The organism is Tsuneonella mangrovi (assembly GCF_002269345.1).
In the GTDB taxonomy this organism is placed as follows: Bacteria; Pseudomonadota; Alphaproteobacteria; order Sphingomonadales; family Sphingomonadaceae; genus Tsuneonella; species Tsuneonella mangrovi.
The window spans coordinates 943,442-959,199 of record NZ_CP022889.1; the positions used below are offsets into that span (position 1 = coordinate 943,442).

At 64.0% G+C, this 15,758-nt stretch carries 23 protein-coding genes and 1 other RNA gene; 13 read left to right on the forward strand and 11 right to left on the reverse strand.

Features of this window, described 5'->3' with window-relative positions; genetic code table 11:
* Nucleotides 1–10: 10 nt before the first annotated feature.
* The gene (locus CJO11_RS04700; RefSeq protein WP_095011676.1) at nt 11–1,258 is read left to right on the forward strand and encodes an N-succinylarginine dihydrolase; all 1,248 of its coding nucleotides are present in this window, start codon (nt 11–13) and stop codon (nt 1,256–1,258) included.
* A gap of 120 nt (nt 1,259–1,378) precedes the next feature.
* Entirely contained in the window at nt 1,379–1,636 is a 258-nt protein-coding gene (locus CJO11_RS04705) for a hypothetical protein (protein ID WP_095011677.1), read from the forward strand.
* Nucleotides 1,637–1,702: 66 nt separating this feature from the next.
* On the opposite strand, the gene ssrA is transcribed toward CJO11_RS04705, so the two are convergent.
* Both ssrA and mscL read right to left on the reverse strand, forming a co-directional pair.
* Nucleotides 1,703–2,049: a transfer-messenger RNA gene (ssrA, locus tag CJO11_RS04710) on the reverse strand.
* 156 nt (nt 2,050–2,205) lie between these two features.
* Nucleotides 2,206–2,625, reverse strand: a complete 420-nt coding sequence (gene mscL, locus CJO11_RS04715) for a large conductance mechanosensitive channel protein MscL (RefSeq protein WP_095011678.1) — start codon at nt 2,623–2,625, stop codon at nt 2,206–2,208.
* A gap of 197 nt (nt 2,626–2,822) precedes the next feature.
* Between mscL and CJO11_RS04720 the strand changes: the two genes are divergently transcribed.
* The 6 genes from CJO11_RS04720 to CJO11_RS04745 all read left to right on the forward strand — a co-directional run bounded on the left by CJO11_RS04720 (nt 2,823) and on the right by CJO11_RS04745 (nt 6,920).
* On the forward strand, nt 2,823–3,500 hold the full coding sequence (locus CJO11_RS04720) for a LemA family protein (RefSeq protein ID WP_095011679.1): 678 nt from the start codon (nt 2,823–2,825) through the stop codon (nt 3,498–3,500).
* Between the two features lie 104 nt (nt 3,501–3,604).
* On the forward strand, nt 3,605–4,060 hold the full coding sequence (locus tag CJO11_RS04725) for a TPM domain-containing protein (RefSeq protein ID WP_240504561.1): 456 nt from the start codon (nt 3,605–3,607) through the stop codon (nt 4,058–4,060).
* Nucleotides 4,057–4,890, forward strand: coding sequence for a TPM domain-containing protein (locus tag CJO11_RS04730; RefSeq protein ID WP_095011680.1), 834 nt, complete (start codon nt 4,057–4,059; stop codon nt 4,888–4,890). The genes CJO11_RS04725 and CJO11_RS04730 overlap by 4 nt, the downstream gene beginning before the upstream one ends.
* Nucleotides 4,891–4,893: 3 nt before the next feature.
* Entirely contained in the window at nt 4,894–5,568 is a 675-nt protein-coding gene (locus CJO11_RS04735; RefSeq protein WP_095011681.1) for a TPM domain-containing protein, read from the forward strand.
* Nucleotides 5,569–5,578: 10 nt separating this feature from the next.
* Nucleotides 5,579–6,136, forward strand: coding sequence for an NUDIX hydrolase (locus CJO11_RS04740; protein WP_095011682.1), 558 nt, complete (start codon nt 5,579–5,581; stop codon nt 6,134–6,136).
* A gap of 1 nt (nt 6,137) precedes the next feature.
* A complete protein-coding gene (locus CJO11_RS04745; protein WP_095011683.1) occupies nt 6,138–6,920 on the forward strand; it encodes an SDR family oxidoreductase in 783 nt (260 codons plus the stop codon).
* A 34-nt stretch (nt 6,921–6,954) separates the two neighbouring features.
* Here the strand turns inward: CJO11_RS04745 and CJO11_RS04750 are convergent, their stop codons facing one another.
* Entirely contained in the window at nt 6,955–7,173 is a 219-nt protein-coding gene (locus CJO11_RS04750; RefSeq protein ID WP_095011684.1) for a PspC domain-containing protein, read from the reverse strand.
* Nucleotides 7,170–7,301 (reverse strand): hypothetical protein, encoded by a 132-nt coding sequence (locus CJO11_RS13430; RefSeq protein WP_276270910.1) that lies wholly within the window; start codon nt 7,299–7,301, stop codon nt 7,170–7,172. Before CJO11_RS13430 ends, CJO11_RS04750 begins: the two co-directional genes overlap by 4 nt.
* A gap of 227 nt (nt 7,302–7,528) precedes the next feature.
* On the opposite strand from CJO11_RS13430, the gene recF reads away from it, so the two are divergent.
* Nucleotides 7,529–8,614 carry a DNA replication/repair protein RecF gene (recF, locus tag CJO11_RS04755; RefSeq protein WP_095011685.1) on the forward strand — a complete coding sequence of 362 codons (1,086 nt, stop codon included), beginning with the start codon at nt 7,529–7,531 and terminating at the stop codon, nt 8,612–8,614.
* A 50-nt stretch (nt 8,615–8,664) separates the two neighbouring features.
* Here recF and CJO11_RS04760 read toward each other — a convergent pair whose 3' ends face one another.
* Nucleotides 8,665–9,165, reverse strand: coding sequence for an SRPBCC family protein (locus CJO11_RS04760; protein ID WP_240504562.1), 501 nt, complete (start codon nt 9,163–9,165; stop codon nt 8,665–8,667).
* Nucleotides 9,143–9,502, reverse strand: coding sequence for an ArsR/SmtB family transcription factor (locus tag CJO11_RS04765; RefSeq protein ID WP_095011687.1), 360 nt, complete (start codon nt 9,500–9,502; stop codon nt 9,143–9,145). The genes CJO11_RS04760 and CJO11_RS04765 overlap by 23 nt, the downstream gene beginning before the upstream one ends.
* Before the next feature lie 30 nt (nt 9,503–9,532).
* On the opposite strand from CJO11_RS04765, the gene CJO11_RS04770 reads away from it, so the two are divergent.
* Nucleotides 9,533–10,186 (forward strand): cation diffusion facilitator family transporter, encoded by a 654-nt coding sequence (locus tag CJO11_RS04770; protein ID WP_240504563.1) that lies wholly within the window; start codon nt 9,533–9,535, stop codon nt 10,184–10,186.
* A gap of 22 nt (nt 10,187–10,208) precedes the next feature.
* Here CJO11_RS04770 and CJO11_RS04775 read toward each other — a convergent pair whose 3' ends face one another.
* The 5 genes from CJO11_RS04775 to CJO11_RS04795 all read right to left on the reverse strand — a co-directional run bounded on the left by CJO11_RS04775 (nt 10,209) and on the right by CJO11_RS04795 (nt 12,929).
* Nucleotides 10,209–10,430, reverse strand: a complete 222-nt coding sequence (locus CJO11_RS04775) for a hypothetical protein (protein ID WP_095011689.1) — start codon at nt 10,428–10,430, stop codon at nt 10,209–10,211.
* Between the two features lie 94 nt (nt 10,431–10,524).
* The gene (locus CJO11_RS04780) at nt 10,525–10,737 is read right to left on the reverse strand and encodes a cold-shock protein (RefSeq protein WP_095011690.1); all 213 of its coding nucleotides are present in this window, start codon (nt 10,735–10,737) and stop codon (nt 10,525–10,527) included.
* A gap of 538 nt (nt 10,738–11,275) precedes the next feature.
* The gene (locus CJO11_RS04785) at nt 11,276–11,524 is read right to left on the reverse strand and encodes an accessory factor UbiK family protein (RefSeq protein WP_095011691.1); all 249 of its coding nucleotides are present in this window, start codon (nt 11,522–11,524) and stop codon (nt 11,276–11,278) included.
* 36 nt (nt 11,525–11,560) lie between these two features.
* Nucleotides 11,561–12,115, reverse strand: coding sequence for a TspO/MBR family protein (locus CJO11_RS04790; RefSeq protein ID WP_095011692.1), 555 nt, complete (start codon nt 12,113–12,115; stop codon nt 11,561–11,563).
* Between the two features lie 76 nt (nt 12,116–12,191).
* Nucleotides 12,192–12,929 carry a TlyA family RNA methyltransferase gene (locus CJO11_RS04795; RefSeq protein WP_095011693.1) on the reverse strand — a complete coding sequence of 246 codons (738 nt, stop codon included), beginning with the start codon at nt 12,927–12,929 and terminating at the stop codon, nt 12,192–12,194.
* A gap of 34 nt (nt 12,930–12,963) precedes the next feature.
* Between CJO11_RS04795 and CJO11_RS04800 the strand changes: the two genes are divergently transcribed.
* The 3 genes from CJO11_RS04800 (at nt 12,964) to CJO11_RS04810 (ending at nt 15,748) form a co-directional block, all read left to right on the forward strand.
* Nucleotides 12,964–13,548, forward strand: coding sequence for a hypothetical protein (locus tag CJO11_RS04800; RefSeq protein WP_240504564.1), 585 nt, complete (start codon nt 12,964–12,966; stop codon nt 13,546–13,548).
* Nucleotides 13,549–13,978: 430 nt separating this feature from the next.
* Nucleotides 13,979–14,644, forward strand: coding sequence for a class I SAM-dependent methyltransferase (locus tag CJO11_RS04805; RefSeq protein WP_095011694.1), 666 nt, complete (start codon nt 13,979–13,981; stop codon nt 14,642–14,644).
* A gap of 27 nt (nt 14,645–14,671) precedes the next feature.
* Nucleotides 14,672–15,748, forward strand: a complete 1,077-nt coding sequence (locus CJO11_RS04810) for a branched-chain amino acid aminotransferase (RefSeq protein ID WP_095011695.1) — start codon at nt 14,672–14,674, stop codon at nt 15,746–15,748.
* Nucleotides 15,749–15,758: the final 10 nt, after the last annotated feature.

Consider the following 15,758-nt stretch of genomic DNA (forward strand, 5'->3'; position numbering starts at 1 on the left):
GGAGGTAGCATTGGTCACCGAAATCAATTTCGACGGGATCGTCGGGCCGAGCCACAACTACGCCGGCCTCAGCCTCGGCAACCTTGCCGCGACAAGCCATGCGGGCGACGCCAGCTATCCGCGCGCCGCCGCACTGCAAGGTATCGCCAAGATGCGCCACAACATGGCGCTGGGCCTGCCGCAGGGCTTCTTCGTGCCGCTGCCCCGCCCCAACCCCGATTACCTGCCGCGGCTTGGCGCCACTCCGGAGACCGATCCGGTGCTGACCGCGCAGTCGTGGTCGGCCAGTTCGATGTGGACCGCCAATGCGGCCACCGTCAGCCCTGCGCCTGACAGCGCAGACGGGCGCTGCCACCTGACCCCGGCGAACCTCGTCACCATGCCGCACCGGGCGCAGGAATGGCCCGATACCATGCGCCAGCTCGCGCTTGCGTTTGCAGACCGCACGCATTTCGCGCTGCACGATCCGGTCCCGCCGACTTTCGGTGACGAAGGCGCGGCCAACCATATGCGGCTGTGCGAAGGGCACGGCGCGCCAGGGGTCGAAGTGTTCGTTTATGGCCGCAGCGGCGGCGCATTCCCCGCCCGCCAGCACGAGCAGGCCAGCCGCGCGGTCGCTCGCCTGCACGGCCTCGACCCGGCTCGGACTGTCTTCGTCGAACAGGCCCCCGAAGCGATCGCCGCCGGGGCATTCCACAATGACGTGGTCTCGGTCGCCAACGAGCGGGTGCTGTTCACCCATGCCGAGGCCTTCGCCGACCAGCAAGGCGCCTACGATGCGATCCGCGCGAAATTTCCCGCGCTCGAAGTGGTTGAAGTGCCTTCCGATGCGGTGTCGCTCGGCGAAGCGATCAAGACCTACCTGTTCAATGCGCAGCTGCTCACGCTGCCAAGCGGAGAGATGGGCCTGGTAGTGCCGACCGAATGCACCGACAGCCCGGCGGTGAGTGCGTGGCTCGATTCGATGGTGGCGAGCAACGGCCCGATCCGCCGCGTCCTGCCGGTCGACGTGCGGCAATCGATGGCCAACGGCGGCGGCCCGGCGTGCCTGCGGCTGCGGGTGGTGGCTGATCCGGCGACGGTCGACCCGCGGTTCATCTTGAGCGAAGCCAAGGCCGACCTGCTCGAACGCACGATCACCGCCAACTGGCCCGAACAGATCGACATGGCCGACGTCGGCAATCCGGCGCTGGCGAAGGACATCGTCGCTGCGCGGCAGGCCCTGCTCGAAGCGCTCGATCTATCCGAACTGGGTTAACGCGCTGGACTGTCCGTCGGCAGCGTTTACAATAGCTTCCACGTTAACCACTGCGTTCCGCAGGAATCCGTCACTGGCACGGTAATTGCTGCAGAGGGCGTTAAGGATTTCGGGGAAACCATGCTGCGCAAGATAGGCCGCCTGTTCGTGATCAAGACGCGCTTCGAAGCGTGCCTGATCATCTACGCGCTGGCCCTTGGCGCATGCGAGCGCGGCATCGTCTACATGCACCAGTTCCCCGGCTTCGGCGGCAAGCTGCTGTTTGTCGCCGCTACCGGATCGGTGTTCTTGGCCGGCGCGAAGATCTTCGACTGCCTGAAGTTCGAGAAGGAAAGGCGCGAGGCTGAGGCGGCTACAGCCGAGGCGAGCGCCGGCTGACGGTCTATTTGCACATTACGACACGTGTAAGTGGGGGTTTCTGTTGCTAGGCACCCCCGGGCCCCCGGTTTCCGATTCTGTTACCCGGTTCGGTCCGAACCGTGCTCATAGCTTTGTAAGATCAGGCCGTTAGGCCGTCAGGTTACGCAGCGAGAGCAAGTGCTTCGTTGTCGTTGGCACTTATGAGTTTTGAGCCTTTAACGGGTTACTCAGCCCGGGCGAAAACAGTGCTTTTCAACACACGTCGATCCTGGTTCGGCCCCGTCATCGTGCCCTCTATTGAGAGGAGCGGTGGTGGAGCCGCCGGGTACTGCCCCCGGGTCCGCTGTGCCTATTGCACACCGCAATTTATCGCCATAGCCCGCCGAAACGGGCACACCTTATATAGGCGCTGGGTGCTTAATGTGAAGTGAGCGGAGGTTTTGTCTCATGCAGCCGCATCTGCGGCTGCGCCCTCCCGGCTGCTCCCCTCGCTAAGCTACGGGGCCGGTCCGGGCGCGCATTCGCGCTTGCGGCCGCGGTGCGACCGGGGGACCGTCATCGTCAGCCCCCCGGATGGGCGAGCCTGGCTACTTCTTCAAAGCATCGCGGATTTCGGTCAGCAGGTCGATCTCGCTCGGGCCGGCCGGTGCCGCCTCTTCCTCGACCTTGTTCCGCTCCATCAACTTGGTGGTGTAGCGGACCATCAGGAAGATGATGAACGCCAGGATCAGGAAGTTGATCACCACCGAGATGAAATCGCCCCACGCGAACACGTTGGCGCCCGCTTCGCGCGCTGCGGCGAGCGAGCTGCCGGGTGCAACGGTGCCGCTGAGCACGACGTACTTCGCCGAGAAATCGACATCGCCGAAGATCGCACCGACGATCGGCATGATCAGGTCGGCTGTGAGCGCGCTGACAATCTTGGCGAACGCCGCGCCGATGATCACCGCGACGGCGAGGTCCATCACGTTACCCTTGGCGATAAATGCCTTGAAATCCGCAAGCATAGCGATCCTCCCTGAGTTTTTCGGGTACAGTTGTGTGCCATCATGGCGGCACGGTGCCAAGGGCGAATCCGGGTTGCTCCCCAACCGCTTGCAGCACGAAATTCGGGCGAGGTTTCCTTGAATCGGGCTGAGGGTGTGCTATCTTCACAATACAGACCGCGCGCGGTCCGCGTGCGACCAGAGGAGTGTGTTCTCAAATGGATATTCGTTCTTTCGGCCGCTTTGCGCTGATCGCGCTGGCCTCGCTTGGCCTCGCCTCGTGCGGCATCAATACCGTCCCGACCAAGGAAGAGGCAGCGAAGGCCCAGTGGGGCGTGGTGCAGAGCGCCTACCAGCGCCGCGCAGACCTGATCCCCAACCTCGTGCAGACGGTGAAGGCTGCTGCCACTTCCGAAAACCAGATTCTCACCAATGTGATCGAAGCCCGTGCCAAGGCAACCGCGATCAACGTCACCACGCAGGACCTGTCGAACCCCGAGACGTTCAACAAGTTCCAGGCCGCGCAGAACCAGCTGACGCAGGCGCTTGGACAGCTGCGCACCGTGGTCGAGAAGTACCCCGAGCTGCAAAGCCAGCAGCGCTTTGCCGACCTGATGACCGCGCTCGAAGGTTCGGAAAACCGCATCAATGTGGAGCGCGACCGCTACAACCAAGCGGCGCAGGATTATAACACCACGATCCGCACCTTCCCCTCGATCATGGCGGCGAAGATCGTCTACGGCTCGAAGCCGCTGTCGTACTTCACCGCCGCGCCAAATGCCGACACCGCGCCGAGCGTCGATTTCGGCAACATGGGCGCGAGCCCAGGTGCCGCACCCGGCGGTGCGAACGATAATGCCGCCCCCGGTGCCGCGCCTGCTGCTGCAGGGCAGTGAATTAAGGGCATCATCGAGTGAAGTGGGTGGCGTGCCTCGTGCTTTTGTCAGTCTTAGCTGGCTGCGCATCTGCGCGTGCCTATCCACCACGCCCGGAAGGGCCGGTGCTCGATCAGGCCAATGTATTTCCGGTGAGAGACGAAGCCGCGCTCAGCAAGCGCTTGACCCAATACTGGGCCAAGAGCGGCAATGCGCTGGTCGTGGCCACGATCAGCTCGCTCGAAGGCAAGTCAATCGATGACTACGCTTTGGGCCTGTTCAACGATTGGGGCATTGGGGATGCAAAGACCAATCGTGGGATTCTCGTGCTTCTTGCGCCGAACGAACGAAAGGTACGAATCGAAATTGGCTGTGGCCTCGAAGGAGTGATTTCAGACTCCATCGCCAAGCAGGTGATCGAAAATCAGATGACACCGCTCTATCGCCAAGGCCAATTTGAACGTGGCACGATTGCGGGAGTAGATTCCCTGATCGCTCATCTTCAATCACCTGCTGCGGCGAATGACAATGGTCCGCAAACGCAGCGTTGCCGGGTCGCAGCCAAGGCGAAGGCAGCATGACGAATTTGGGCCGCCTTTCGATGTTCCTCGTCGCAATGTTCGCGTTTATCGCGACGCCCGTGGCGGCGCTCGATTTCCCGCCGCATCCCAGCGGACCGATCTACGACGAGGCGGGGCTACTCACGCCGGCTGACACGGCAAAGCTCGACCAGCAGCTGCGCGATCTCAACCAGCAGACCGGCGATGCCGTGATCGTCGCCACGGTCAACAGCCTGCAGGGCGATTCGATCGACGACTTCGCGGTCAAGCTCTACTCCGCATGGGGCATCGGCGGGAAAGAGCGCGACACCGGCGTGCTGCTGCTGGTTGCACCCAACGAACGCCAGATGCGTATCGAGGTCGGTTATGGCCTGACGCCCTACATCACCGACATTCTCTCGGGCCGGATCATCCGCGACATCATGCGTCCGAAATTCAGGGCGGGCGACATGAGCGGCGGGATCGTCGCCGGGGTCGATGCGATCGTCCACCAGTTGTCGTTGAGCCCGACCGACGCCAAGGCCGTGGCAGAAGCGGCAGCGGCTGCAGAGAAGAATCGCCCGGACGAAAGCGGAATACCCGTTGGCGCGATAATATGGATGATGTTCATCCTGTTCTTCATCATCCTGCCGGCCTTCAGTCGACGGAACGGACTGCGCTATCGCAGCGGGATGGGGACCGTAGGCAATATCCTGCTGTGGAGCGCACTCAACGCAGCCAGCAACAGCGGCCGCGGCGGCAGCTGGGGTGGCGGAGGCGGATTTGGCGGCGGGGGCTTCGGCGGAGGTGGCGGCTTCGGCGGATTCGGTGGCGGCTCGTCCGGCGGCGGCGGTGCTTCGGGAGGTTGGTAGGCGATGCACAAGCTGACCGAAGCAGACCGGCAAGCAGTAGCCCACGCGGTAACCCGGGCGGAGGGTGATACCGCGGGCGAGATCATGACCGTGGTTGCCGAACGGTCGGACGGTTACACCGATGTCGCGCTCGTCTGGGCAGTGGCCGCGGCATTCACCGCGATCGCCGCGCTGTGGTTTTTGCCGGAGTTCTATCTCGGGCTGGTCGACCGCCTGCTCGGCGAGTGGAATGCCCAATGGACCCCACGCGGGATCTTCGGGCTGGCGCTGTTCGTCGGTATCCTGAAGTTCGCCGGCACCTGGCTGATCCAGCTGTGGCCGCCGCTCAAGTATTTCCTCATTCCCGGCCCGATCAAGAGCAAGCGCGCCTATGCCCGCGCGGTGCAGATCTTCCGCGTCGGGGCCGAAAAGCGCACCACCGGGCGCACCGGGATCCTGATCTACCTCTCGCTGCGCGAACACCGTGCGGAAATCATCGCCGATGAAGCGATCACGTCATGCGTCGAGCCCGAAGTTTGGGGCGACGCAATGGCAGCAATGCTCACGCACCTGAAGGATGACCGGATCGCTGACGGCATGGTCGCCGCGGTCGAGAAGGTCGGCGAAGTGCTCGCCGCACACCTGCCGCGCCAGCCGGACGACGTAAACGAGTTGCCCGATCGCCTGATCGAGTTGTAGGCGCTGGCGGGTGACCGATCGCCCGCTCCCGCCCGACGCAACCGCCCCCGAAACCATCCAGTGGACCGGCAGGTACATCACCGCCAAGAAGCGCGGCCGCTGGGAATATGTCGGCCGTCCGAACAACATTCGCGCAGCGGTGATCCTCGCGGTCGAAGACGGGCACGTGCTGCTCGTCGAGCAATACCGCGTGCCGCTCGGCAAGCCGTGCCTCGAAATGCCCGCCGGGCTGATCGGCGACGAGGATGAACACGCCGGAGAGGATCCGCTGGCCGCCGCAGGGCGCGAGCTCGAGGAAGAGACCGGCTGGCGGGCCGCGCACCTCGAATCGCTCGGCGAGTTCTGGTCCTCCCCCGGAATGGTCAGCGAGAGCTTCACCCTGGTGCGCGCGCGCGGGCTGACGCAGGTCGGCCCCGGCGGCGGGGTCGGCGGCGAGAACATCACCCCCTATCGCGTGCCCCTTGCAGCGCTCCCCGCTTTCGTCGAAGAGCGACGGAAAGCGGGCGTCGGCATCGACGTCCGGATAATGGGCCTGCTGCTGGCGGGCGAACTCGATACGGGAGAATAAGATGGCAGGACGGGTAGCGGGCAAGCTCGCGCTGGTAACCGGCGCGGCGCAGGGCCTCGGCGCGGCGCATTCACAAACGCTGGCACGCGAAGGCGCGCGGGTGCTTTGCACCGACATCAACGGTGCCGGGGCGGAAGAAACCGCCGCTGCAATCAACGCCGCGCATGGTGCCGGGACTGCCTTTGCCATGCAGCACGATGTCACCAGCCCCGAGCAGTGGGACGCTGCGATCGAGATGGCGCGCGACGAACTCGGCGGGCTGTCGGTACTGGTCAACAATGCGGGCGTCGGCGTGCGCGGCAATATCGAGACCTGCACACTGGAGGAATGGCGTCGCGGGTTCGCGATCAATGTCGATTCGGTGTTCCTCGGCTGCCAGAAGGCGCTGCCGCTGATGAAGGACAACCAGCCCGGCTCGATCGTCAACATTAGCTCGATCGCCGGCCTGATCGCGAGCGATACGATGCCCGGTTACAACGCCAGCAAGGCGGCGGTGTGGATGCTGTCGAAATCGGTGGCGCTCTATTGCGGTAAGATGGGGTGGAATATCCGCTGCAATTCGGTGCATCCGACGTTCGTCGATACCCCGATCCTCGACGGGATGACCAAGAGCACGGGCCATCCGAAGGAAGTGATCATGGGCAAGCTGGCGCGGCAGATCCCGTTGAAGCGGGTCGGTGTGCCGCAGGAAATCGCCGATGGGGTGCTGTTCCTGGCCAGCGACGAGAGCAGCTTCATGACCGGGGCCGAACTCAAGCTCGACGGCGGCATCAGCGCGATGTGACGAAAGGTGTGAGGGAGCCCTCGGGAGGGCTCCCTCAGTCGGCGATCAGCGCGATCGCGAGATAGACCAGGATCAGCGAGCCGAAGCCGATGATGGTCCCGGCCGCAAAGCCGACGCGGACGATCAGCGGATCGATCCCGAAGTAGTTGGCGATACCGCCGCAGACCCCGAAGACCTTGCCCCGTTGGTGATCGAGCGCGAAACCCTTGCGGCTCGGCTGGACCACCGGTTTGCCGGTGTCGTACTTGCTCATGCGACGAGCACCGAGGTCAGGACGGGGTTGGTGGCGGGAACGATAGCGAATGCGAACATCGCTACCGTCAGGCTCAGCGAAAGGGCCGCAGCGGCCGCCTTGCCGGAAATGTTGTCGAGGAATTGCATTGTCTGTGTCCTTTTTCAGTCTGTCCGGCGGACCATCCGTCGGATGCCAACAGCTTTGCAGGGGGTGTGCCAGTTTCGAAAAATGGCGGAATTCTGCGATTTTTGCTCACCAGTCGCCTGACTGCCTGTTAATCTCTCGCTCATATTAGGGAAAATTCACCAACAATTGGGATTGATGTTTTCCGGGTGGTCGGGACTCCGCTGCCAAGCTATCTGGCACCCAGTCCATGGCGCTCGACCGCATCACTCTCAGCCACTTCCGCAACCACCGCGAAACCACGCTCGATGGCGCGGCGCGGTTCAACCTGCTGGTGGGCGAGAACGGTGCGGGCAAAACCAACGTGCTGGAAGCAATTTCGCTGTTTGCGCCGGGGCGCGGATTGCGCCGCGCGCCGCTGAGCGAGATCGGCGGCAGCGACGGCCCGGGCGGGTTTGCCGTCGGAGCCTCGCTGGTAACCGGCGAGGAAGAACCGGTGCGGTTGGGCACGCTGGCAGAACCGGCTCGCCCCAACCGTCGGCTGGTGCGGGTCAACGGCGCGGAAGCGAGCGCAGTCTCGCTCGGTGAATGGCTTGCGATCTCGTGGCTGACCCCGGCGATGGACCGCCTATTCGCCGAAAGCGCGGGTGCGCGGCGACGCTATATGGACCGGCTGGCTGTGGCGCTCGATGCGGCCCACGCGCGGCACGCGGCGCGTTACGAAAATGCTCTTCGCGAACGCAACCGCCTGTTGTCGGGGGACGATACGCCCGATCCGGCATGGCTGGAGGGAATAGAGGGGCAGATGGCACAAGCCGGCGCGGCACTGGCAGGCGGCAGATCGCGACTGGTGGAATCTCTGTCGCACGAACTGGAGCGGCTCCCGAGCGAACCGTTCGCCCGCCCCGAACTGACCTACGAAGCCGGAGGACCAATCGAAGCAGACGCGCTTGCAGCCAACTGGCGAACGAGCCGCGGGCGCGACCGCGCTGCCGGACGCACGCTTACCGGCCCGCATCGTGACGAGCTTGTCGTTCGCATGGCAGGCAAGGGCCAGCCCGCCGATCGCTGCTCGACCGGCGAGCAGAAGGCAATGCTGATCGCGATCACGCTCGCCCACGCGGGGCTGGCTGCGCAGGGCCGCGCGAGCCTGTTGCTGCTCGACGAGGTCGCCGCGCACCTCGATCCCGTCCGTCGCGAAGCCCTGTTCGCCCGCCTCGCCGACAACGGGGCGCAGGTGTGGTTCACCGGGACCGAGCGCGCGCCATTCGCGGCCCTCGATGGCGAGGCGGCAGTGTGGCGCGTGAGCGGGGGAACGGTGCTGCGCGAGAGCTGATCGAAGGGCGGTCGGATACTCGCCCACCCCTGGCAGCCCGTTTGCGGAGACTAACCTATATCCGCAAGCAAAGCTGCCAGCTGCTCGAGCTGTGCGGGCAACCCGGCTGCGGAGCCTTGCATCGCCTCGTCGAGCGCTTCTTTCGACGGATAGAGCTCGTGGAACGTCAGCAGCGTCTTCCCGCCCTGCTCCTCGAAGGTCACGGTGGTCACCGCACATTCTGCCTCTTCCTCGTTGGTCCACACGATCTTCCGATCCGGCACCACTTCGAGGTACTTGCCGTGGAACGCCATGGTGTCGGTTTCGCCCGCAGCGAACACCAGCCGGTAAGTCCCGCCGGTGCGCACGTCCATCTCGCAGCCGATGAGCGTAATGCCGAAACCTTCCGGCACCCACCACCGGCGGAATATCTCGGGCTCCGACCACGCCTTGAAGACGGTGTGTGGCTTGGCATCGAACGTGCGGGTAACGACCAGCTCCCGTTCGGACTTGCGCTCGACCGAAGTGCCGCCGTGCGCAGCGGGGTGGCTATTCGCTTGCCGATCCATCATGTTCCTCCTGCTCCATCTCGAGGATAATCTTGTCCAGCGCGTCGAACCGCGCCTCGAAAAGCTGTCGCTGGTGTGCGATCCACCCAGCTTCCGCTGCGAGGTCGCGCTGACCGAGCCTGCACGTGCGGACCCGCCCGACCTTTTCGGTGACCACGAGGCCTGCGCGCTCGAGCACCGCGATATGCTTGCGCATCCCCGTCAGCGTCATGTGGAACCTGTCCGCGAGGCTGGTGATCGAAGCATCGGCCCGGCCGAGCTGTTCGAGGATCCCGCGCCGCGTCGCGTCCGCCAGCGCTGCGAAGGAGAGATCGAGGGATGCTGCTCTATACTGAACCATTTGGTTCAGTATTAGCGCGAAGCCCTCCCGATGGCAAGCGGGCACCGCTTGGCTCCCGCCTGCGAAGTCCGTAAGGCCATTCCTATGGCCGATTGTGGATGTGATCCGGGTTCCGTCGATACGAAGGCTCAACAGCGCGTGCTCCGGGTCGCGCTCGTTCTGAACGCCATCATGTTTATCGTCGAAGTCGGCTCCGGAATACATGCGGACTCGACCGGGCTCGTCGCCGATGGGCTCGACATGCTCACCGACGCTTCGGTCTATGCCGTTGCTCTCCTGGCAATCGGACGAAGCGACTTATTCAAGGCGCGAGCCGCAACTCTTAGTGGGGGATTGCTGTTCATCGTTGGCCTTGGCGTTGTCGCTGAGGCCGTGAGACGATTCTTCGTCGGAGCAGAACCTGCAGGCATCTGGATGATCGCAATCGCTCTCGCGGCGCTTGCAGTAAACGCCTTCGTGTTGGGGCTCCTGCAAAAGCAGCGCAGCGATGAAGTTCACATGCGCGCGGCCTGGATTTTCACCCGCGCAGACGTGGTCGCCAACGCCGCAGTGATCCTCTCAGGCCTGGCGGTCATGTTGACTGGAGTGATCTACTTTGACCTTGTGGTCGGGGCGGCCATTGGGCTTTTCGTGATCAAGGAAGCGGCAGAGATACTACGAGAAGCGAGACATGCCGACCGCTAAGGGTGCGTGACGGGCGTTCGATCTAGCTTTGATGCCTTAGAGCTTCTTCCGCCTCACGGCGCGCAGCACGCTCCCATTCGGCCCTCTCACGATCCAGCATCAACTTGCGGGCCTGATTGGCCAATCCGCGCCATGATTTTTCAGCTCGGGAGTGTCGCTCCTTCACGTTCTGAAGCGTCGCTTCCTTGGCTTCCCTGGCCGCTTCGCGTGCCCGGGCATCATAAAATTCAAACGTTTGGCTCATTACTTTGCCTCACAAAACGTTGCACCAATCGGTCTGGGTATCCCTCCCGCATGCCGGGTCGCAAAAACACGCAGGAGGGACTCGGTCAGGCCGTTCAGTCGGCGGCCGATAGGTTCACTGCACTTGCCTTGCCATTGCGGCCGGTTTCAATTTCGTAGTTGAGGCGCTGCTCCTTATCGAGCGTTTGCATGCCAGCGGCTTGTACGGCGCTGATGTGGACAAAACTGTCAGCCGATCCGTCATCGGGCTGGATGAAGCCATAGCCCTTGTCAGCGTTGAAAAATTTTACGGTTCCGGTCTTACTCATGATGGTTCCTTTCAAGAACGCGAGAAGTTGCCGCGCCGCGACGTGCGGAGCGGTCGTGCGTCAAATCGTCCGTTGAAAGGAAGTCGTCGTCTGGTTTGCGCCGGGGCCAACGAAGGCAAGCGGCGGTAGTCAAAAGCCGAAGTCCGTCGCAAATTTCGACGTCAGCAAGGTCTCTTTAGCAGGTTTGGAGCTTGTTCCCTAATTTTCATTTCAATGTGAACCGCCGTCGAAAAATATCTGAGCGTCCGCAATCCGGTCGTTAGCCGAATAGCGGCTTTTCGGTCCAAAGCCCGTAAATAGCCGACTTATAATCGCGCTGTCCTACATGCCGTCGGATCGCCATGCTGCCTGCATGAAACTCGCGGCTGCCCCGACCGGAAAACCCGCTTCCGAGGGCACTTACGCCAAGGCGGTTTTCTTGTTTCAGGACTGTGTTCCATGTGTTCCAGCCGTGGCTGGCGCGCGACGAGCCGTTGTGCGTCTGACGCACCAATCGTTCCGGATTGTCACATGGAAGCGGCGCGTAACGCGCCGCCGTCTAGCCCTTGGCCTTCGCCTCGAGCGCGGCGATGCGTTCGGCGAGCTTCTCGTTCTCCTCGCGCGCCTTCGCGGCCATGTCCTTCACCGCGTCGAACTCCTCGCGGCTGACAAAGTCGAGGCCGCCGAGCGCCTCGCGCATCCGCTCGCGCGCACCGTCGCGCGCTTCGCGGGTCATGCCCGCAAAGGTGCCGGCCGCCGCATTAGCCATTTTCACGAAGTCGGAGATCAGGGGGTTGTCGCTCTGCATGGCTGCTATGTGGCCTTCGCGGGCGCGCGCCGCAAGTCAGATCTGCACGCGCTGCACCGCCGCGTCCGGCCCTTCGATCCCGCCGTTGGGATTGAGCTGGAGGAACTGCCAGTTGAGCAGCGTCGCGAACGCGATCCATGCGAGATACGGCAGCAGCAGCAGCGCGGCGAGCCGCCGCACCCGCCAGAACAATGCGATGGTGACGATCACCAGCACGTCGAGCACGCCGATTACCACCAGCGCGCCCTCGATGTTGTGCATCGCGAAGAACACCGGCGACCACGCGAGGTTGGCGATGAACTGCAGCGCGAACACCGCGATCGCCAGCCCGCGCCCGCGCGCGCCCCAGGCCGCGCAGACGATCGCCAGCGCCAACCCCATCATCACATAGAGGACGGTCCACACGATCCCGAACCACATCGGCGGCGGGAAAGTCGACGGCAGCTGGAGCGACTGGAACCACATCCCGTCCGCCCCGCTGCCTGCCAGCTGGCCCGACAGGAAGCCGAGCAGCACGACCAGCGGCACAGTGAACAACGCCCAGCGCACGAAACTGGCCCGCAATTGTCCGCGCGATGCAATGCCGGTCATGAAGCCTCCCGAAGAGTGATTCGTCGGTGCGATATTGGCGCGCAGCTTGCCGCACCGCAACACGCGCCGACGTGTTTCACCCCCGGTGTGCCGAGATGAGAAACTCCACGTTGCCTTCCGGGCCGGTGATCGGGCTCTCGACGATGCCCTGCACGGTCCATTCCGCGCCTTCGAGCCACGCGCGTACTTCGTCGCACACACGCGCGTGCAGCGCCGGGTCGCGGACCACCCCACCCTTGCCCACTTCCTCGCGCCCGACCTCGAACTGCGGCTTGATCAGCGCGACCAGCCGGCACTGCGGCGCGGCCAGCTCGAGCGGCCGTTCGAGCACTTTGGCAAGCCCGATGAAGCTGGCATCGCACACCACCCAGTTGCACGGTGCGTCGATCTGCCCAGGGGTCAGGACTCGGGCGCTGGTCTGCTCGAGCACGGTGACGCGCGGATCCTGCCGCAACTTCCACGCGAGCTGGTTGGTGCCCGAATCGACCGCGAACACCCGTTCCGCCCCGTTCTGCAGCAGCACGTCGGTGAACCCGCCGGTCGAGCTGCCGATATCCATCGCCGTCGCGCCCGCCGGATCGAGCCCGAAGTGCTCGATCGCGTGCGCCAGCTTGATCCCGCCGCGCGAAACCCACGGGTGGTCGCGGCCGCGCACCTCGAGCGGAACGTCTTCGGCTAACTGGTGGCCGGGCTTTGCCAGCTTGGTCTCGCCGGAGAACACGAGGCCCGCCATGACCAGCGCTTGCGCACGGGTGCGGCTTTCGGCCAACCCGCGTTCGACGAGCAACTGGTCAAGGCGGCGTTTCTTCGTCATTGACACTGCAGCGCCTAGCGCGCGTTGGGCCTGAGTGGAACCAGGAGAGACGATCATTCGCACCCCCCGCCTATCCGCAAAGGCCGCTATTGCGCTTGTGTGTCTCGCCGCGAGCGGTTGCACCGCTCCGGCACCGCCGCCATTACCCCCGGTCGCCAAGCCCGCCCCCAAACAGGTACCAAATCCGACGCCGGAACCGGTCACGCTCGACCCCGCACCAAGCTTCACCAACTGGATGGATGCCCCGGTGACCCCGGGCGATTGGTCCTACACCGCCGAGGCTCGGGGCGGATTGGCACAGTTCGGCGTTGCAGGCGCCGCGCCGCTATTGTGGATGCGCTGCGATCGTGCGCGCGGCACAGTCACGCTGTCGCGCGCGGGGACTGCGCCTGCCGCCGTGCCGGTTCGGATCATCACCGAAACAGAGACCCGATTGCTCAACGGATTGCCGCAGCGAGATGGCACCGCCGCACTCACGGTGACACTGCCTGCGGCCTCGTCGTTCCTCGACGCGATCGCGTTCTCGAAAGGGCGCTTCGCGTTCGAGACCCCTGGCCTTCCGACACTCTACGTGCCCAGCTGGCCCGAGGTTACCCGTGTTATCGAGGATTGCCGCTAGGCTTCTTGCGCCCCTGCGGCGGGCATAAAAATACCCGCCGGAGGTGGCGGGTCACAAACGCTGATACTGACGGGGAAAAAGATAATTGCAAGACTTGTGTTGCGATTCGTTTGGACTCACATTGCCAGTCAGAGGTCGCGGTGGCCGCGGTTCTCGACCCCGCAGTGAAACGCGAAGGGTTTGGCTTTCTAGCGCGAAAGGAGGTGATCCGATGTCTCATGGTTCAGCAGGGAGGTCGGTGACGACCCGCGCGGAGCACTATCGGTAGACTTCACTTCGCCGATAGAGGCTTCGTGAGCGGCTTCACTGGCCGCTGACCATGCGAAGGGCGGTTCCCGACGGGCGGAGCCGCCCTTCTCATCTTTTCGGGGGTGGGCGAAATTTGCAGTCAATCGGCCCGGATCGCACGAATTCGTGATATATCCGCGCGATGGCCAGCTATCTCTCAAACTCCAAGGCGCGCAGGTTCTACGATCTCGTCGGGCGGATCGAGGATACGCAGGCGTTCTACGAGGACCCGGCGCTCGATATCCTTGTCGCTCGCGGTCACTTCGAAAACGCCACGTCGATGTTCGAATTTGGCTGCGGCACGGGTCGTCTGGCCGAGCGTTTGCTGTCGGGCCCGTTACCGCCCGACGCGGGCTATACCGCGTGCGACATCAGCCCGAAGATGGTCAGCCTTGCACGAGCCCGGATCGCGAAATTCGGCAACCGCGCAAGCGCCTTCGAGGCGAGTGGCGATGCGGAGCGGGATTTCGGGGAAGGTCATGTCGATCGGGTGGTCACAGCCTACGTGCTCGACCTCCTTTCGCCTGCAGACATCTCGGCTTTCCTGTCGGCCGCTGCGAAACATATGCTCCCGGGCGGTCTCCTCTGCGCCGCAAGCATCGCACCGGGCGAAACGCTTCCCTCGAGCGTGATCATGGGTGTGTGGGCGAGGTTGCACGGCCTCGCCCCGATCCTCACCGGCGGATGTCGGCCGATCGCACTCAGAGACCTGATCGGTGCGGCCGGATGGAATATCATCGACGCACAGAAGGTCGCGGCATGGGGCGTGACGTCGCAGGTCGTGATCGCTTCTCCCCCCTTGCCCTGAAACCGCGCGCGCACTACGCGGCGAAGCATGGATTTCACGCATCTCCCCCACCCCTCGCCTACCCCTGCAGACGCGCGGGAAAAGGCGATTGCCGACCCCGGTTTCGGCACGGTGTTCACCGACCACATGGTCCTGATCGAATACGAGGAAGGCCGTGGGTGGCACAGCGCCAGCGTGGGCCCGCGCGAGCCGATCACACTCGATCCGGCCGCCAGTGTCCTCCACTACGCGCAGGAAATCTTCGAAGGGATGAAGGCCTACAAGCACCCAGACGGGAGCCTGGCGCTGTTCCGCCCCGAAGCCAACGCGCGGCGCTTCAATGCCTCGGCCGACCGTATGGCGATGCCGCACCTGCCAGAGGACGTATTCGTCCAGTCGGTGCAGGAACTGGTGCGCAAGGATGCCGACTGGTTCCCCGCGGTCGAAGGCGGCTCGCTCTACCTACGGCCATTCATGTTTGCCTCGGAAGCGTTTCTCGGCGTGCGTCCGGCGAAGAAGTACAAGTACCTCGTGATCGCCAGCCCGGTGGGCAACTACTTCAAATCTGGCGTCCCGGCAGTGAGCATCTGGGTCAGCCGCGATTATGTCCGCGCGGCACCGGGCGGCACCGGTGCTGCCAAGACCGGCGGCAACTACGCCGCCAGCCTCGTTCCGCAGGCCGAAGCGATCGCCAAGGGGCACGACCAGGTCGTGTTTCTCGACGCGGTCGAGCGCAAGTGGATCGAGGAGCTGGGCGGCATGAACCTGTTCTTCGTGATGGACGACGGCAGCGTGATCACTCCTCCGCTCGGCGGCACGATCCTTCCGGGCATAACCCGCGACAGCCTGATCCAGTTGCTGACCGAGCAAGGCCTGAAAGTCCGCGAAGAACGCTACTCGATCGACCAGTGGCGGGCCGACGCCGAAAGCGGCAAGCTTGTGGAAACGATGGCCTGCGGCACCGCCGCGGTGGTGACCCCGGTAGGCCGGGTCGAAGGACCCGAAGGCGCATTCACGATCGGCTCCGGCGGTCCTGGCCAGCTGACGCAGGCGGTGCGCGAAAAGCTCGTCGGCATCCAGCGCGGAACAATGGCGGATACCCACGGCTGGGTCACCGCCGTTTGATTCCGAAGCG

Excerpts from the sequence above, each read along its gene's own strand:
- CJO11_RS04705 (WP_095011677.1), top strand. The coding sequence starts at position 1,379 with ATGCTGCGCAAGATAGGCCGCCTGTTCGTGATCAAGACGCGCTTCGAA.
- mscL (WP_095011678.1), bottom strand. The coding sequence starts at position 2,625 with ATGCTTGCGGATTTCAAGGCATTTATCGCCAAGGGTAACGTGATGGAC.
- CJO11_RS04720 (WP_095011679.1), top strand. The coding sequence starts at position 2,823 with ATGGATATTCGTTCTTTCGGCCGCTTTGCGCTGATCGCGCTGGCCTCG.
- CJO11_RS04730 (WP_095011680.1), top strand. The coding sequence starts at position 4,057 with ATGACGAATTTGGGCCGCCTTTCGATGTTCCTCGTCGCAATGTTCGCG.
- CJO11_RS04735 (WP_095011681.1), top strand. The coding sequence starts at position 4,894 with ATGCACAAGCTGACCGAAGCAGACCGGCAAGCAGTAGCCCACGCGGTA.
- CJO11_RS04745 (WP_095011683.1), top strand. The coding sequence starts at position 6,138 with ATGGCAGGACGGGTAGCGGGCAAGCTCGCGCTGGTAACCGGCGCGGCG.
- CJO11_RS04750 (WP_095011684.1), bottom strand. The coding sequence starts at position 7,173 with ATGAGCAAGTACGACACCGGCAAACCGGTGGTCCAGCCGAGCCGCAAG.
- CJO11_RS13430 (WP_276270910.1), bottom strand. The coding sequence starts at position 7,301 with ATGCAATTCCTCGACAACATTTCCGGCAAGGCGGCCGCTGCGGCCCTT.
- recF (WP_095011685.1), top strand. The coding sequence starts at position 7,529 with ATGGCGCTCGACCGCATCACTCTCAGCCACTTCCGCAACCACCGCGAA.
- CJO11_RS04760 (WP_240504562.1), bottom strand. The coding sequence starts at position 9,165 with ATGATGGATCGGCAAGCGAATAGCCACCCCGCTGCGCACGGCGGCACT.
- CJO11_RS04765 (WP_095011687.1), bottom strand. The coding sequence starts at position 9,502 with ATGGTTCAGTATAGAGCAGCATCCCTCGATCTCTCCTTCGCAGCGCTG.
- CJO11_RS04770 (WP_240504563.1), top strand. The coding sequence starts at position 9,533 with ATGGCAAGCGGGCACCGCTTGGCTCCCGCCTGCGAAGTCCGTAAGGCC.
- CJO11_RS04775 (WP_095011689.1), bottom strand. The coding sequence starts at position 10,430 with ATGAGCCAAACGTTTGAATTTTATGATGCCCGGGCACGCGAAGCGGCC.
- CJO11_RS04780 (WP_095011690.1), bottom strand. The coding sequence starts at position 10,737 with ATGAGTAAGACCGGAACCGTAAAATTTTTCAACGCTGACAAGGGCTAT.
- CJO11_RS04785 (WP_095011691.1), bottom strand. The coding sequence starts at position 11,524 with ATGCAGAGCGACAACCCCCTGATCTCCGACTTCGTGAAAATGGCTAAT.
- CJO11_RS04790 (WP_095011692.1), bottom strand. The coding sequence starts at position 12,115 with ATGACCGGCATTGCATCGCGCGGACAATTGCGGGCCAGTTTCGTGCGC.
- CJO11_RS04795 (WP_095011693.1), bottom strand. The coding sequence starts at position 12,929 with ATGACGAAGAAACGCCGCCTTGACCAGTTGCTCGTCGAACGCGGGTTG.
- CJO11_RS04805 (WP_095011694.1), top strand. The coding sequence starts at position 13,979 with ATGGCCAGCTATCTCTCAAACTCCAAGGCGCGCAGGTTCTACGATCTC.
- CJO11_RS04810 (WP_095011695.1), top strand. The coding sequence starts at position 14,672 with ATGGATTTCACGCATCTCCCCCACCCCTCGCCTACCCCTGCAGACGCG.